The 16411-nt window shown below is 72.4% G+C and carries 12 protein-coding genes and 1 other RNA gene; 10 read left to right on the top strand and 3 right to left on the bottom strand.

The genetic code is table 11. The annotated features are described in order from the left end of the window. The first annotated feature begins 4 nt into the window (after positions 1 to 4). The 4 genes from ACIP6W_RS10405 to ACIP6W_RS10390 all read left to right on the top strand — a co-directional run bounded on the left by ACIP6W_RS10405 (position 5) and on the right by ACIP6W_RS10390 (position 3502). Positions 5 to 589, top strand: coding sequence for an alpha/beta hydrolase (locus tag ACIP6W_RS10405; RefSeq protein WP_251154983.1), 585 nt, complete (start codon positions 5 to 7; stop codon positions 587 to 589). Positions 590 to 695: 106 nt separating this feature from the next. Beyond that, positions 696 to 1826, top strand: a complete 1131-nt coding sequence (locus ACIP6W_RS10400) for a hypothetical protein (RefSeq protein ID WP_400429337.1) — start codon at positions 696 to 698, stop codon at positions 1824 to 1826. Between the two features lie 39 nt (positions 1827 to 1865). After that, on the top strand, positions 1866 to 2771 hold the full coding sequence (locus tag ACIP6W_RS10395) for a Nif3-like dinuclear metal center hexameric protein (protein ID WP_400429334.1): 906 nt from the start codon (positions 1866 to 1868) through the stop codon (positions 2769 to 2771). Then, positions 2768 to 3502: a zinc ribbon domain-containing protein gene (locus ACIP6W_RS10390; protein WP_066654022.1), complete on the top strand. Its 735-nt coding sequence runs from the start codon at positions 2768 to 2770 to the stop codon at positions 3500 to 3502. The genes ACIP6W_RS10395 and ACIP6W_RS10390 overlap by 4 nt, the downstream gene beginning before the upstream one ends. Positions 3503 to 3602: 100 nt before the next feature. On the opposite strand, the gene rnpB is transcribed toward ACIP6W_RS10390, so the two are convergent. From rnpB to map, 3 genes are all read right to left on the bottom strand, one after another. Continuing rightward, positions 3603 to 3957: RNase P RNA component class A (gene rnpB / locus ACIP6W_RS10385), an RNA gene on the bottom strand. A gap of 238 nt (positions 3958 to 4195) precedes the next feature. Next, on the bottom strand, positions 4196 to 4945 hold the full coding sequence (gene ppgK, locus ACIP6W_RS10380) for a polyphosphate--glucose phosphotransferase (RefSeq protein WP_066654024.1): 750 nt from the start codon (positions 4943 to 4945) through the stop codon (positions 4196 to 4198). Positions 4946 to 4973: 28 nt separating this feature from the next. Further along, positions 4974 to 5837, bottom strand: a complete 864-nt coding sequence (map, locus tag ACIP6W_RS10375; protein WP_066658125.1) for a type I methionyl aminopeptidase — start codon at positions 5835 to 5837, stop codon at positions 4974 to 4976. A 610-nt stretch (positions 5838 to 6447) separates the two neighbouring features. On the opposite strand from map, the gene ACIP6W_RS10370 reads away from it, so the two are divergent. The 6 genes from ACIP6W_RS10370 to ACIP6W_RS10345 all read left to right on the top strand — a co-directional run bounded on the left by ACIP6W_RS10370 (position 6448) and on the right by ACIP6W_RS10345 (position 16106). Beyond that, a complete protein-coding gene (locus ACIP6W_RS10370; RefSeq protein ID WP_066654026.1) occupies positions 6448 to 6627 on the top strand; it encodes an SPOR domain-containing protein in 180 nt (59 codons plus the stop codon). A 36-nt stretch (positions 6628 to 6663) separates the two neighbouring features. Then, complete coding sequence (gene glnA, locus ACIP6W_RS10365; protein ID WP_066654028.1) at positions 6664 to 8001, top strand: type I glutamate--ammonia ligase; 1338 nt, start codon at positions 6664 to 6666, stop codon at positions 7999 to 8001. 21 nt (positions 8002 to 8022) lie between these two features. After that, a complete protein-coding gene (locus tag ACIP6W_RS10360) occupies positions 8023 to 10995 on the top strand; it encodes a bifunctional [glutamine synthetase] adenylyltransferase/[glutamine synthetase]-adenylyl-L-tyrosine phosphorylase (protein ID WP_400429330.1) in 2973 nt (990 codons plus the stop codon). A gap of 503 nt (positions 10996 to 11498) precedes the next feature. After that, positions 11499 to 13100, top strand: a complete 1602-nt coding sequence (locus tag ACIP6W_RS10355) for a glycosyltransferase family 2 protein (RefSeq protein WP_271826537.1) — start codon at positions 11499 to 11501, stop codon at positions 13098 to 13100. Then, positions 13093 to 14685, top strand: a complete 1593-nt coding sequence (locus ACIP6W_RS10350; protein WP_400429327.1) for a glycoside hydrolase family 26 protein — start codon at positions 13093 to 13095, stop codon at positions 14683 to 14685. Before ACIP6W_RS10355 ends, ACIP6W_RS10350 begins: the two co-directional genes overlap by 8 nt. After that, entirely contained in the window at positions 14682 to 16106 is a 1425-nt protein-coding gene (locus ACIP6W_RS10345) for a UDP-glucose/GDP-mannose dehydrogenase family protein (protein ID WP_209682874.1), read from the top strand. The genes ACIP6W_RS10350 and ACIP6W_RS10345 overlap by 4 nt, the downstream gene beginning before the upstream one ends. The last annotated feature ends 305 nt before the right edge of the window (positions 16107 to 16411 follow it).

Raw genomic sequence — 16411 nt, 5'->3', positions numbered from 1 at the left:
CCGGATGGAGGAGCAGCTGCGCCCGGCGGACCGGCACCCCTGGGTCGTCGTCCCGGGCATCTGGGGGTCTGACCCCGAGCACTGGCAGTCCCGCTGGCAGGACGAGCGCGCCGACGGTGCGGTACGCATCGCACCGAGGTCCTGGTCAGACCCGGAGCCCGGCGACTGGAGCCGGGCGATCACCGAGGCCGTCGACGCCTGCTCCCGGCCGCCGGTGCTCGTCGCGCACAGCCTGGGCGTCCTGGCGGTGGCCGACTGGTTGGCAGAGCACGTCGTCGACGGCGCTCACGAGCGGGTCGTCGGCGCGTTCCTGGTGGCACCCCCGGACCCCGGGGCGCCGGTGTTCCCCGCCGAGGCTGCCGGCTTCCGCGCTCCGCGCCGACCCGTCGCGGTACCGACCGTGCTCGTGGTCAGCGACGACGACCCGTACTGCTCCGTCGACCGAGCCGTCGCGTTCGCCGGCACGCTCGGGTCCCGGGTGGTCCGGGTGGGGGACCGGCAGCACGTGAACGTCGCGAGCGGTGTCGGTGCCTGGGACGAGGGTCGGCGCCTGCTCGACGACTTCGCGGAGTCGCTCCCGAGGCCCTGACACGCCGCTCATCTCCGACCCGGTACGTCACGTCCGAGAGTGCGGGATGCGCGACACACCGCGGATCTCCCCGCATCCGGCGCGCGTGATATCTATCCTGCGTCACATGGAGACCCAGCCCGGTGCGCGCACCCCCCTCGTCGACCCGTTCGGTCGCGAGCTCGAGGAGTGGCTCCGAGACGTCCCGGCCACCCGTACGCCGTACCTGGCGGACCTCGTGGTGCCGCCGGTCACGGGTCCGGTGCAGCGCCCGGTGACCACGGACGCCGTCGCCGAGCCTGCCGTGCCCGTCGGCCCTGGTGCGGCTGCTGCCGAGCCCGAGCCCGGGTCGGCGTCGGACGCACCCGCACCCGCGCTCGTACCCGCCGCTGCCGCGCCCGCCGCCGAGCACTCGGAGCCCACCGCCTTCCGTCGTCGTGACCGTGCACGACACGTGGCGGCCTGCGCCCCGTCGTTCCCCGAGCCGCCCGCCCGGATCGCCCTGCGCATCGAGGACCTGGCGGTCGAGGTCTCCGCCACGAGCGGCCGCACCACGATCGACCGCATCGTGCTGCTCGAGGACGAGGTCCGCCGCCGCGACGAGGACCTCGCGCGCCTCGCCGCCTGGGAGGCCACCGTCGCCCACCTCGACGACGCCGAGGTCGACGCCGCGCGCGCGTTCGCCCGCGCCGTCTTCGCGGACCTGCTCGCCGACGCAGCGGACGAGGTCGCGCGCCGTGATCGTGCCGCCGCCCGACGCGCCGCCACCGCACCGGTGCCGACGCCGGTGCGTGCAGCAGCCGCCCCGCGCGCCGCCGCACCCCGGACCGACGTCGCGACCCCGACGCGTCCCGTCCAGCGGGCCACGACCGCACCGACCACGACCGGGGTCCTCGCGACCACGGGCTCGGGTGCCGTCGACGCTGCGGCGACCACCCCGGGCCGCGAGCTGCCGGTCCGGCCGGTGCTGGGCCTCCCGGTCGGCTCGCCCCTGTCGGCCGCGACCCGGCCCGCTCCGCTCGTCCAGCCGGCCACCGGGCCCACCGTCATCGACCGGGCTGCCTTCGCGGCCGCGCTGACCGCGCACACCGGTGCGACGGCGAGCACGCCGGTCGTGCTGCCCGAGGCGGTGGCCCTGCCCGCGAGCGAGACCACGGCGAGCCACGACGACGAGCACGCGCCGACGACGGACAGCACCGGACCCGGCTGGTGGGCGCGCCTCGTGGCACGTCTGCGGTCCCTGTTCGGCCGCCGCTGAGCGACCCGGACCCCGCCTGCGGCTCGGTAGACTGACGGGATGCCGACGCTCCGCGAACTCCAGGCCGTGATCGAGGACCTGTGGCCCTCCGCCGGCGCCGAGTCCTGGGATGCCGTGGGGCTCGTCTCCGGGCACCCGGACCAGCCGGTCGAGCACGTCCACCTCGCCGTCGACGCCGTGCCGGCCACGGCAGACGAGGCCGTCGCCGTGGGTGCCGACCTGCTCCTCACCCACCACCCGCTCCTGCTCCGCGGCGTCACCACGATCGACGAGACGACCGCCAAGGGACGGGTCCTCGCGACGCTCGTGCGGGGCGGGACCGCCCTGCTGGCCACGCACACGAACGCCGACGTCGTGACGACCGGTACCTCGGCCGTGCTCGCGGACCGGCTGGGTCTCTCCGAGCAGCGGCCGCTCGAGCCGGGGGCCGAGGCCGGCACCGGCATCGGTCGTGTCGGGGTCCTGCCGCACGGGATCACCCTGGGCGCGCTCGCCCGGCAGCTCGTCGACCTCCTGCCGCCGACGGCCACCGGGGTCCGGGTCTCGGGCGACTTCGACCGGCCCGTCCGCACGGTCGCGCTGTGCGCCGGGGCCGGCGACGCCTACCTCGGCAACGCCGCGGTCCGCACCGCCGACGTCTACGTCACGAGCGACCTCCGGCACCACCCCGCCTCGGAGTTCCGCGAGCAGGCCCTGCTCGTCGACGGCCCGGCGCTGGTGGACACCTCGCACTGGGCGACCGAGTGGCTCTGGCTCGACGTCGCCGCCGAGCAGCTCCGACGACTCGCCGGCGTCCGCGTGACCGTCAGCGACCTGCGCACCGACCCCTGGGACTTCGCCGTCCTGCCCGCGGCCGAGCCGACACCCGGACCGACCGCTGCGGACGGCTCCGGCTCGACCGGCACCGCCGCTCCCACCCCCGCCCCCGAAGGAGACCGACCGTGAAGGCAGCACCCGAGGACCAGGTCGTCCTCCTCGACCTCCAGCGCCTCGACAACGACGTGACCCGTCTGTCGCACCGCATCACCGCCCTGCAGAAGGGCGACCGTCTCACGGAGCTCGGCACGACCGCCGCCTCGTTGCGCGCCGAACTCGCCGCCGCGACCGGCCAGGTCGAGGACGCCGAACGGGAACGCACACGCCTCGAGTCGGACACCGCGACGGCGCAGGCCCGCATCGAGCGCGACACGACGATGCTGCAGAACGTCTCCAGCGCGAAGGACGCCGCCGGGCTCGAGAGCGAGATGGAGTCCCTCCGTCGCCGCATCGGCGACCTGGAGACCGCCGAGCTCGAGGTGATGGAGCAGCTCGACGTGCACCGCGCTCGCGTCGGGGACATCGAGGCGAAGCTCGCCGGGGTCGAGGCGGACCGTGCCACCCTGGTCGCGGAACGTGACTCCGAGATCGCCCGTGCCGAGGCCGACCGCGAGTCGGCGGTCCAGAGCCGTGCGGCCGTCGCCACGAAGGTGCCCGCGGACCTGCTGGCGCTGTACGACCGGCAGCGTGCCCGCTACGGCTTCGGTGCGTCGCTGCTGCAGGGCGGGGTCTCGACCGCCTCGGGCGTGACCCTCACGAACTCGGACCTGCAGGACATCCGTCGGGCCGCGCCCGACGACGTCGTGCTCTGCCCCGACAGCGACGCGATCCTGGTGCGCACGGCCGAGTCCGGCCTGTAGACGCGGGACCACCGGACGGGAGGCACGTGGCGACACCGCCACGAGCCTCCCGTCCGTCGTCGGTGGGGACGCGCGGGGCGCGCTCGTGGTGTCGTGTGTGCGAACGGGCCGGCCGTACGCCGGGTTCTGTCCCGCTCTCGCGGTGACGGCCATCTCTCTCGGACCGACGTTGCCGCCGGCCTCCAGCGGTCCACCCGAGGACTCAGCGAGCAGCCTCGTCGTCCTCTGTCTGACCTTGCTCCGGGCGAGGTTTACCGAGCGGATCCGGTCACCCGGACCCCTGGTGGTCTCTTACACCACCGTTTCACCCTTACCGACGTCGCCGCCGGCGGTCTGCTTTCTGTGGCACTGTCTCGCGGATTGCTCCGGGTGGGTGTTACCCACCGCCCTGCTCTGTGGAGCCCGGACGTTCCTCGGCACTCCCGGGGGAGTGACGCGACCGTCTCACCGACCCGTTCGCACCCTGAGTCTACCGCTGCCGACCCCGTCCCGCGCCCGCCTGCTGCCGACGGTCCCGCCGTCCGGCCCCTCTCTTGCCCGCCGTCGTTCGCCGAGCGGGCCAGATCTGTCACGCTCGACGCTGACACCCGACCGATCGCACCCGTTCGTCGGATCACGCGCGGCATGTCCTGCCCGCTCGCCGGACAGCCGGAGCCGGCCGCCGGGCAGGAGCAGCGCTGCCGGCAGCGCCGCCTACTTGCTGCGCGCCGCCAGGGTCGCTGCCCCGATGATGCCGGCGTTGTTCCGGAGGGTCGCGGGGATGATGTCCGCCTGCAGGTCGAGCAGCGGCAGGAACTCCTCGTGGTGCTTCGACACACCGCCGCCGACCACGAAGAGCTCGGGGGAGAGCAGGGCCTCGAGCGTCGAGTAGTACTTCTGCAGGCGCTTCGCCCAGTGCTTCCAGGACAGCTCGTCCCGCTCCTTGGCCGCGAACGAGGCCTTCGTCTCGGCGTCGTGCCCGTCGATCTCCAGGTGGCCGAGCTCGGAGTTGACGATGAGCACGCCGTCGTTGATCAGCGCCGTGCCGATCCCGGTCCCCAGGGTCGTGACGACCACGAGCCCGTCCTTGCCCTTCGCCGCGCCGAACTGCTGCTCGGCGAACCCGGCGGCGTCGGCGTCGTTGACGAAGTGGATGGAACGACCGAGCTCCTTCTCGAAGAGCGCCTCGGCCTCGAAGCCGATCCACTTCTTCGACACGTTCGCAGCCGACATGGTCTTGCCGTCACGGACGATCGCGGGGAAGCAGACCCCGACGGGCACGTCCGCCGCCGGAGCGAGCTCGTCGAGGATCGACTTCGCGACCGCGACGATGTCGTGCGGCTTGCCGCCCTCGGGGGTGGCCTTCTTGATCCGGTCGGTCGTGAGCTCGCCGGTGGCGACGTCGACGATCGCGCCCTTGATGCCCGTACCGCCGATGTCGACGCCGACTGCGAGGGAGGTCATGAGAAGCGGTGCCTTTCGAGAGTGTCCGTCAGGAGACGGTGAGGAGTTCCGCGCCGCGCTCGGTGACGACGAGGGTGTGTTCGAACTGTGCGGTCCAGGACTTGTCGCGGGTGCTGACGGTCCAGTCGTCCGACCAGATGTCGGCCTCGATGCCGCCGAGCGTGAGCATGGGCTCGATGGTGAACACCATGCCCGGCTCCATGACGTCGTCGAAGCGCGGCGCGTCGTAGTGGGGGATGATCAGCCCGGAGTGGAAGGCCCGACCGACGCCGTGACCGGTGTAGTCACGGACGACGCCGTAGCCGAAGCGCTTCGCGTAGGCCTCGATCGCTCGTCCGATGACGTTGACCTGCCGTCCGGGGGCCACGGCCTTGATCCCGCGCTCGAGCGCGGTGCGGGTGCGGTCGACCAGGTCCTGCACCTCCTGCGACGCCTGCCCGACGACGAACGTGCGGTTCGTGTCGCCGTGCATGCCGTCCTTGTAGGCGGTGATGTCGATGTTGACCAGGTCACCCTCCTGCAGCACGGTGTCGTCCGGGATGCCGTGGCAGATGACCTCGTTCAGGCTCGAGCAGAGCGACTTGGGGTACCCGCGGTAGCCGAGCGTGGAGGGGTAGGCCCCGTGGGACACGACGAACTCGTGGCCGATCCGGTCGAGCTCGTCGGTGGTGACCCCGGGGCGGATGGCGTCCCCGACGGCATCGATGGCCTGCGAGGCGATGCGTCCCGCGGCCCGGATCAGCTCGACCTCGTCCGGCGTGTACGTGTCACCGAGTCCGTGCTCGTGGGGCTCGACGCGCCCGACGTACTCGGGACGCTCGATGTCCTTCGGCACGGGGCGCTGGGGGGAGATCCGGCCGGCGGTCAGGTGTCCGTGTTCGTCCCGGGGCATGCCGACCACTCTAACCGGGTGCGGCAGGCCGCCGTCCCGCCGCACGCCGGCGCCGAGCCGCCGGCGGCCGCGCGAGACGCCCCGCACGTGCGCGAGGCGCGGCACGTGCGGGAGACGCCGGCGTCGGTGCGAGACGCCTCGCCGGTGCCGAGACGCCGCGCCGACCGACACGTGCGCGAGACGCCGGCGTCGGTGCGAGACGCCCCGTCCGTGCCGAGACGCCGCGTGATCCGGCGGCGTCTCGCGGTGTCGAGGGCGTCCGGCGGTGACGCCGGCGTCTCGCGGCGCCGCGCGGGGCACCGGCGACGCCCCGGCTCGAACCCGCCCTCAGGACCGCCCGCCCAGCGCCCCGCGCCCCACGCGACGGCCTGGAGGAGCGGTGCCGGCCCGCCGGACCGGCACCGAGCCTCCAGGCCGGTCGCCGCCACCGCCCGGCCGGGCCCGTCCTCCGGTCCGCCGGTCCGCCGGTCCGCGACCCCGCGAGTCTCGAGCTGAGCGACCGATCGCGCGCCCCGGTGCCCGAGGACCGTCGCCAAGCCCGAGACTCGGCTGCGGACCCCGCACCCGTCGCGCGCGGGCACCGCCCGACCGCCGTGGGTACGGTGGCGCCATGAGCGACGAACGCATCGAGTCCCAGTGGTGGTTCAACGAGAAGACGCACGAGGTGGAGCAGGGCCCGCAGTCGCCGCAGCGCGACCGCATCGGCCCGTTCGACACCCGCGAGGACGCGCAACACGCCCTGGACCGCATCAAGGCGAACAACGAGCGCTGGGACGACGCGGACCAATAGGCTGGGAGCCCCAGCAGCACCACGGAAAGGGCGTCCATGGACAAGCAGACGGACTTCGTGCTCCGCACCATCGAGGAGCGGGGCATCAAGTTCATCCGACTCTGGTTCACCGACGTCATCGGCACGCTGAAGTCCGTCGCGATCGCCCCGGCCGAGGTCGAGGGGGCCTTCGCGGAGGGCATCGGGTTCGACGGCTCCGCGATCGAGGGCCTCACGCGCTCCTACGAGGCCGACGTCCTGGCGCACCCGGACCCCTCGACGTTCCAGATCCTGCCCTGGCGGGGCGAGGTCGACCCGACGGCGCGGATGTTCTGCGACATCACGACGCCCGACGGCCAGCCCGCCGTCGCCGACCCTCGCAACGTGCTGAAGCGGACGCTGGCGAAGGCGAGTGACCGTGGGTTCACCTTCTACACGCACCCCGAGATCGAGTTCTACCTGCTGAAGAGCCGCGACTGGGCGGACGGCGGCCCGCAGCCCGTCGACCAGGCCGGCTACTTCGACAACGTCCCCGGCGGCAGCGCCCACGACTTCCGCCGCCGCTCGGTGCGCATGCTCGAGGACCTCGGCATCTCGGTGGAGTTCTCCCACCACGAGGCGGGCCCCGGGCAGAACGAGATCGACCTCCGCTACGCCGACGCGCTGACGATGGCGGACAACATCATGACCTTCCGCACGGTGGTGAAGGAGGTCGCGATCGAGCAGGGCGTCTACGCGACCTTCATGCCGAAGCCGCTGTCGGGGCAGCCCGGCTCCGGCATGCACACGCACGTCTCGCTCTTCGAGGGCGACCAGAACGCCTTCTACGAGGCCGGCGGCGAGTACCAGCTGTCGCAGACCGCGAAGCACTTCATCGCCGGTGTGCTGCGGCACGCGCCGGAGATCACCGCCGTGACGAACCAGTTCGTCAACTCGTACAAGCGCCTGTGGGGCGGTGACGAGGCCCCGTCCTTCGTGACCTGGGGCCACAACAACCGTTCGGCCCTGGTCCGCGTGCCGCTGTACAAGCCGAACAAGGGCCAGTCCGCCCGCGTCGAGTACCGCGGCATCGACTCCGCCGCGAACCCGTACCTGGCGTACTCGCTGCTCCTCGCGGCGGGCCTCAAGGGCATCGACGAGGGCTACGAGCTCCCGCCGGAGGCCGAGGACAACGTCTGGAGCCTGTCCGACGCCGAGCGCAAGGCCCTCGGCTACAAGCAGCTCCCGGCCAGCCTCGACCACGCCCTCGGGCTGATGGAGGATTCCGAGCTCGTCGCCGAGACCCTGGGCGAGCAGGTCTTCAACTTCGTGCTGCTCAACAAGCGGCAGGAGTGGAAGGCCTACCGCGACCAGGTCACGCCGTTCGAGCTCCGCACGAACCTCGGCGCGCTCTAGCAGCCGCCCGGTGCGCCACCCATGACCGGTCGGACGAAGACGTCCCGTTCCGAGATGGCCCGCCTGGGCTTCGCGGAGCTGTCGGAGAGCCTGGAGCGGATCGCCGGCCTGGAGGCCCGGTTCGGCCCCGACCTGCGGGTGCCGGTCGCCGACGCCCCGGCCCTGTGGGAGTCCACGGCCGATCCCGACGGTGCGCTCCGGCTGCTCGAGCGGCTCCTCGAGCGTGCGCCGGACGAGCTGCGGCCGGTCCTGGCGGACCGGGCGGCCACCGAGCGGCTCGTCCGGTTGCTCGGTGCGTCGACGGGGCTCGGGGAGTTCCTGCACCGTCGTCCGGCGGAGATCGCGCTGCTGCTCGAGCCGGTCACCCCGCCGTGGTCGCAGGAGGCGTACACGGAGTCGCTGGCCGAGGCGGTCGCGGACGCCACCGGTGAGGACGCCCGCCTCCGGCTGCGGGTGCGCTACCGGCGACACCTGGCGCAGATCGCCCTGTTCGACGTGCTGCACCCCGCCCCGACCGAGGCGTTCCCGGCGGTCGCCGCGGGGCTCGCCGACCTGGCCGGCGCGGCGCTCGAGGCGGCGGTCGCCGTCGCCCGGCGCGAGGTCCCGTTCCCCGCCGCCGACGTCGAGGCCACCCCGCTCGCCGTGATCGGCATGGGGAAGGCCGGCGCACGCGAGCTCAACTACGTCAGCGACGTCGACGTCATCTTCGTCACCGAGTCGACCCGTGACGACGAGACCGGCTCCGGCGTCGGCACCGACCGCGCCGTCCTCATCGCGACGCGGCTGGCGATCGCGGCGACGCACGCCATCACCGACCTCGCGGCCGAACCGGCACTGTGGGAGGTCGACGCCAACCTTCGGCCGGAGGGCAAGGACGGCGCGCTCGTCCGGACGCTCGACTCGCACGTGGCGTACTACGAGCGCTGGGCGAAGGGGTGGGAGTTCCAGGCGCTGCTCAAGGCGCGGCCGATCGCCGGCAGTCGGGACCTGGGGGAGCGCTACGCCGCAGCGGTCGCCCCGTTCGTCTGGAGTTCCGCCGGCCGGCCCGGGTTCGTCGAGTCGGTGCAACGGATGCGGGAACGCGTCACCGAGCACATCCCGGACGACGAGGTCGACCGCCAGATCAAGCTCGGGCCGGGCGGGCTGCGCGACGTCGAGTTCACCGTGCAGCTCCTGCAGCTCGTGCACGGCCGCGACGACGACACCGTGCGGGTCCGCTCGACGCTCGAGGCGATGGACGCGCTGGCCGCCGCCGGGTACGTGGGCCGACCCGAGGCCGCACGCTTCGGCCCCGACTACGCCCTGCTGCGCCTCCTCGAGCACCGCATCCAGCTCCGACGACTGCAGCGCACGCACCTCATGCCCTCCGACGAGGACGAGCTCCGGGTCCTCGCACGCTCGACCGGGCTCGCGACCTCGGCGTCGGCGCTCGAGCAGCGGTGGCGCGGCGTGAAGCTCGAGGTCCGCGGGCTCCACGAGCGGCTCTTCTACCGACCGCTGCTCTCGGCGGTGGCCGCGACCGACGGTGACATCGTCCTGACGAACGACCAGGCGGCCGACCGCCTCGGCGCGATCGGCTTCGCGGACCCCTCGGGCGCGCTCGGCCACATCCGCGCGCTCACGCAGGGCACCAGTCGGCGGGCCGCGATCCAGCGCAACCTGCTCCCCGTGCTCCTGCGGTGGATGGCCGAGGGGCCGGCTCCGGACCGGGCGCTCCTGGCGTTCCGGCGCCTCAGCGACACCCTGGGGGAGTCGAGCTGGTTCCTCCGCATGCTCCGCGACTCGTCGGGCGCCGCGCACTCCCTGACGACCGTGCTGTCCGAGTCGGCGTTCCTCGCCGGGTTGCTCGAGCGCTTCCCCGAAGCGGTCGCGTGGCTCGACGAACCGGAGACGCTCCTCCGGCCCCGACCGCTGGCGTCCCTGCTCGCCGAACACGCCGCGACGACCGCCCGACACGGTGACGACGTCGACGGTGCCGCCGCCCTCGTCCGGTCCGCCCGACGTCGCGAGACGCTCCGGCTCGGCATGGCCGCAGTGCTGGGCCACCTCGACGTGGACGCACTCGGTCCGGCGCTGTCCGACGTCTCCGAGGCGACCCTGACCGGAGCGCTCACCCTCGCGCGGCGGGACGCTCCCGAGGGCCTGGCGTTCGGCATCGTCGCGATGGGACGCTTCGGTGGCCGGGAGCTCGGCTTCGGGTCCGACGCCGACGTGCTCTACGTGTACCGGGCGCCGGAGGGCCTCGAGTCGGAGCAGGCCTCGCGGGCGGCGCAGCGCATCGTCCGTGAGCTGTCGCGGCTGACCGACGACGCCATCCACCCGTTCGAGCTCGACATCGACCTGCGTCCGGAGGGGAAGAACGGACCGGTGGTGCGGACGCTCGAGTCGTACGGCGCGTACTACGCCCGGTGGTCGTTGACGTGGGAGGCGCAGGCGCTCCTCCGGGCCCGTGGTGCCGTCGGCGACGACGGACTCCTGCGGGACTTCGAGCACCTGGCGGACCGGACCCGGTACCCGGAGCACATCGACGAGCAGGCGGTCCGCGAGGTCCGGCGCATCAAGGCCCGCGTCGAGTCCGAGCGGCTGCCACGCGGAGCCGACCCAGCGCGGCACCTGAAGCTCGGCCGCGGGTCCCTCAGCGACGTGGAGTGGTTCGTGCAGCTGCTGCAGCTGCAGCACGCGACGACGGTGCCCGGGCTCCGGACCACCTCGACGCTCGAGGCGCTCGACGCCGCCACCGCCGCCGGGCTCGTCGCGGCGGAGGACGCCGACCGCCTCGGCGCCGCCTGGCGCTTCGCGTCCCGCACCCGGAGCGCCCTCGTGCTCTGGTCCGGGAAGACGACCGACGTGCTGCCCGTCGACCGGGTGCAGCTCGAGGGCATCGCGCGCCTGATGGAGTACCCGCCCGGATCGGCGTCCCGGCTCGAGGACGACTACCTCGGCGTCACACGGCGCGCTCGCCAGGTCTTCGAGCGGGAGTTCTACGGCGCCTGAGGGTGGGGCGACACGCCCGGACCGACGTCCGCGGGGGAACGTGACACGTCGTCGTCGATGAATTCCTGATGTCGTCCGCCGTCCCCCGACGGCTGCCGCGCTGTACCCCGACCGGCACGGGCCCACCCGTCGTGACCGGACCGTGATCGGGGGCTGCGGACCGGGGCGGCAGCGGCCCCGACCAGGCACCCCCCGGACGGGGGTACGTGCCCTTCGACCTGGGGTTTCCTGCACTGATGAGCCCCGCCTCCCGGGCCGTCATCGGCTGCTGTTGCGCTCCGGACGGCGGTGGACCGGTCCACATTCCTGCTGTCAGCAGCAGTGCGGACAGCCGTGGTCTGCCGCGAGGGGGACTGCGTTGTACCCCGTGACCTCCTGGAAACACCCCCGGACAGGGGTCGCGTTGCGGTGGCACCCAGCTTCTGCCTCAATGGGCTCACCCGAACCGCCCACGGTTCCTCGATGAAGCGGAATCCCCACCTCGAACGTTGAAGCAGGGATCGATGTTCACCTTCATTCTGCAGATCCGGCAGATGGTCGAAGGGCACCCCGAGTTCTACCTGTTCGCCGTGTACTCCGCGGTGATCTGGTTGCTCTGGCTGCTCAAGGTCGTCCTGTCCGCCCGCTACCGCCCCTACACCGGCACCTTCGTCGGGACGACCAGCGTGGTCGTCCCCGTCGTCGACGAGCCGATCGACCTCTTCCGTGACGTGATCGGCCGCATGGTCGAGCAGGGGCCGGGTGAGATCATCGTCGTCATCAACGGCGCGAGGAACGAGGCGCTGGAGCAGGTCTGCGACGAGTTCGCCCCGCTCGTCCGCTGGACCCACACGCCGATCCCGGGCAAGCGCAACGCCGTCAAGGTCGGCACCGAGATGTCGACGGGCGACATCACCGTGCTCGTCGACTCGGACACGGTGTGGACCCCGGGGACGCTCTCCGAGCTGCTCAAGCCCTTCGCCGACGAGTCCGTCGGCGGGGTCACCACCCGCCAGCGCATCCTCGAGCCGACGCGCTCGTGGATCACCCGGTGGGCCGACTGGCTCGAGAACTCGCGGGCGCTCTACTCGATGCCGGCGCAGAGCGTGCTCGGCCAGATCGGGTGCCTGCCCGGGCGCACCATCGCCTTCCGCCGGAACATCCTCGCCCGTGTCATGGACCGGTTCATGCACGAGGAGTTCATGGGTGTCTTCCTCGAGGTGTCCGACGACCGCACCCTGACGAACCTGACCCTCAAGGAGGGCTACCGGACCGTCTACCAGTACACGTCGCTGGTCTACACGGACGCTCCGCTGCAGGTGAAGAAGCTGTTCAAGCAGCAACTGCGCTGGGCCCGCGGCTCGCAGTACAACACGCTGCGCATGCTCCCGTGGATGCTCGGTCACGCGCCGATCCTGGCGGTGTTCTTCCTCACCGACATCATCCTGCCGTTCATGCTCTTCGGTGTGATCGCCGGCTGGATCTACCGCGCGGTGACCGGGCAGGGCGAGAACCTGTACCAGGGCATCCTGCAGCAGTACGGCTTCTCGACGGGCTTCGTCTACGTCGCCGGGCTCATGGTCGTCTCCAGCGTGCTGAGCATGGCGGTCCGCCAGATGCGCCACCTCGCCGAGAAGCCGAGCGACTTCTTCCGGCTGCCGATGTTCATCATCGTTTCCACGTTCTTCCTCATGCCGATCCGGCTCATCGGCTTCTTCCGCCTGGCGCACGCGTCCGGGTGGGGGACCCGCGCCGGGGCGTACGCCGGGGGACCGATGGAGGAGGACCCTGCGGCCGCCGTCCAGCCGACCGCCACCGGCACGCCGGTCAGCCCGGTCGACGCCGGGCTGCCACCGGCGGACCGCACCGACGTCGCCCGGTCCCGGGTCGACGTCGGCGACCAGACCGCGGCCGACCGCGCGTTCGACGAGCTCTTCGGTGCCGACGCCACGACCAACTCGACCGCGACGGTCCTCGCCACCCGGCGATCGGCGGCGGCGGCTGCGGCCCCCGCCGCGCCTGTCCGTCCGGCGTCGGCGAAGGCCCGCCGTCGCAACCCGTACGCCGCGATCCCGTACCTCATCGGGTTCGCGATCCTCGCACTGGAGGCGTTCCTCATTGTCTGACCTCATCCGTTCCACCAGCACGTGGTGGGCCCAGTCGAGCAAGCACGCCCGTCGCACCGCGATCGGTACGGTCGCGATCGTCCTGGTGCTCGGCCTGATCACCTGGACCGTGTGGGTGTCGCCGGCCGGCCCGGTGTCGAGCGCGGTGCAGACCGCCCTCGGCGTCACCCCGCCGAAGGCGAAGCAGCCCACCGCCGCCGAACTCAGCGCGAAGCTCGACGCGGCGCAGCAGACCATCTGGAAGCTCGAGGGCAAGCTCGACTCCTCGGGAGCGCAGGCCGGGTCGCGGGCCGAGGAGATCACCCGCCTGAAGGCGCAGATCGCCTCGCTGCAGTCCGACCTCGGCGCTGCGACGAGCGGCGGCAAGGCGTCCGCCGGGGGGTCGGGCCCGGCGGGTTCCTCCGGCGGGTCCGGTCCGAGCGGGAGCGCTGCGGGGACCGCCGCCGGCGCCTCCGACTCCGGCGCCGGCTCGGGCGGGGGCTCCGGCTCCGGTTCGGGCGCGGGCTCGGGCTCGGGCGCCTCCGACGGGACGGGCGGGAGCGGCGGGACCGGCGGGACCGCGGGACCGTCGAAGGACCCGGTCGCGTCCGAACCGATCACGACCCCGACCAAGGCGCAGATCCTCGGTCAGCAGTCCCGCTGGTACGGGCTCTACACGACGCAGTCGCCCTTCAACTGGGCCGAGTACGACCGCGTCTCGCAGGAGGTCGGCCGGGCCACGAACATGGTGGGCTACTTCCAGGGGTTCGACCAGGACTTCAATGCCAGCGCCGTCCAACGGTCGTGGGCGAACGGCCGCCTGCCGATGATGACGTGGGAGACCGTGCCCGCGAAGACCGGGAACGACCAGCCGTACGTCGCGGGCTACACGAACCAGGACATCGTCTCTGGGAAGTTCGACGACTACCTCGCGTCCTACGCGACGGCGCTGAAGGCGAACGGGATGCCCGTCGTCATCCGCCTCGACCACGAGATGAACGGCCAGTGGTACAACTGGTCCGAGGGGTCGAAGCAGCAGAACGCGCCGGGGTCCTACGTCGCCATGTGGCAGCACGTGCACGACGTCTTCCAGGCCAACGGAGCGAACGACTACGTCATCTGGAACTGGTCGCCGTCGCGCATCGACAAGCTCGGCAACCCGAAGTACCAGACGCTCGACTACATGCGGCAGTACTACCCGGGCGCCGACTACGTCGACTGGGTCGGCATGAGCGGCTACTACCGCACGGCCACCGAGCAGCCCACGTTCCAGAACACCTTCGGAGCGACCCTCGCGCAGCTCCGGCAGGTCGCGCCGGGCAAGCACGTCCTGCTCAACGAGATCGGCGCCACCGAGACCGGCGGCAGCGTCTCGGACAGCCAGAAGTCGCAGTGGATCGACTCGCTCTTCGACGCCCTCGCCGACCCCGCCAACCGCGACGTCATCGGCTTCGCGTACTTCAGCCAGGTGGCCACCACCATCGTCGACGGCGCCCGCACCACGAACGACTGGCGCCTCGACTCCCGCGCCGACAGCCTGGCGACCTTCGCCGAGGGCATCGCCCGCACCGACACCGACTACGACCTGCAGGAGGTCAAGCAGTGACCGCTCAGAAGAAGACCGACGCCGCCGACGTGCGGCCGGCTCCCGTCATCAGTGTCATCGGCACCGGATACCTCGGCGCCACCCACGCGGCCGCCATGGCCGAGATGGGCTTCGAGACCATCGGCGTGGACGTCGACCCCGCGAAGCTCGCCGCCCTGTCCGCCGGCGAGGTGCCGTTCTACGAGCCCGGCCTGCCCGAGCTCATCACGAAGCACGTCGCCACCGGGAAGCTCCGGTTCACCGCCGACCTGGCCGAGGCCGTCGCCGCCGCGGACGTCCACTTCGTCTGCGTCGGGACGCCGCAGAAGGCCGGGTCGCACGCTGCGAACCTGACCTACGTCGAGGCCGCCACCCGCGGTGTCGCGGAGCACCTCACCCACCCGGGGCTCATCGTCGGCAAGTCCACGGTGCCCGTCGGGACGGCGGAGCGACTGCGCGGGATCGTCCGCGAGTTCAGCCCGTCCGGCATCCAGGCGGAGCTCGTCTGGAACCCGGAGTTCCTCCGCGAGGGCAAGGCCGTCGACGACACCTTGCACCCCGACCGTCTGGTCTGGGGCGGCGCGTCGGCGGCGGCGGACGCGGTGATCCGCGAGGTCTACGCGGCACCGATCGCCGAGGGCACGCCGGTCATCACGACGGACCTCGCGACCGCCGAGCTCGTGAAGGTCAGCGCGAACGCGTTCCTCGCGACGAAGATCTCCTTCATCAACGCGATCTCCGAGATGTGCGCCATCACCGGTGCCGACGTCACCACGCTCGCCGACGCTCTCGGGCACGACGTCCGCATCGGGCGCAAGTTCCTGAACGCCGGGCTCGGCTTCGGCGGCGGCTGCCTGCCGAAGGACATCCGTGCGCTCATGCACCGTGCGAACGAGATCGGCGCCGGTCGGGTCGTCGGACTGATGCAGCAGGTCGACGAGATCAACATGGGGCAGCGCGAACGGGTCATCGACATGACGATCGAGGCGCTCGGGGGTTCCGTGCTGAACCGCCGCGTGGCCGTGGTCGGAGCCGCGTTCAAGCCCCTCACCGACGACGTCCGGGACTCGCCGGCGCTCAACGTCGCTGCGGCGCTGCACCTCCGCGGCGCGCAGGTCACGCTGTGGGACCCGGAGGCGAACGAGACCGCTCGTCGCTCCTTCCCGACGCTGTCCTACGCGGCGACGAAGGAGGACGCGGTCGAGGGTGCGGACGTGGTGCTCGTCCTGACGGAGTGGGACGAGATCGTGCAGGCGTCGCCGGTGTCGCTCGGCGGCATCGTCGGCCGTCGCACCGTCATCGACGCCCGCAACTGCCTCCCGGTCGCCGACTGGGTCGAGGCCGGGTGGTCCGTCCGCTCCCTGGGGCGGCCCACACCGGTCGCGAGCTCGGCCGTGAGCGTGGCGGCGGGGTCGAACGACGTGCTGGCCGCAGCGCGCTAGTCGTCACCGCGCAGGAGCGGGGTCCGTGCCGGGGGCGGCAGGGACCCCGCTCCTGTGTGTCCGGGCGTACCTCGTCCTTCCGGGCGTACCTGGTCCTTCCGGGCGTGGCTGGTCCTTCCGGGCGTACCAGGTGGTTCGTTCCGACCAGGTACGCCCGTTCCCGCCCGCCATCGCGCGCGTCACGGGAAGGAACGGGCGCACAGCAGGCGACTGTCTGGAGGCCCGGTGTCGGTCCGCCGGACCGGCACCGGGCCTCCAGGCGGTCACCACGACGGCACGACGCGCCCCGCACGCAGAAGGCCCCG

The sequence above is a fragment of the Curtobacterium sp. NPDC088465 genome, assembly GCF_044753165.1.
In the GTDB taxonomy this organism is placed as follows: domain Bacteria; phylum Actinomycetota; class Actinomycetes; order Actinomycetales; family Microbacteriaceae; genus Curtobacterium.
The sequence above is the reverse complement of the archived record's forward strand: the minus strand, read 5'-3'. Positions and strand labels throughout refer to the sequence as shown.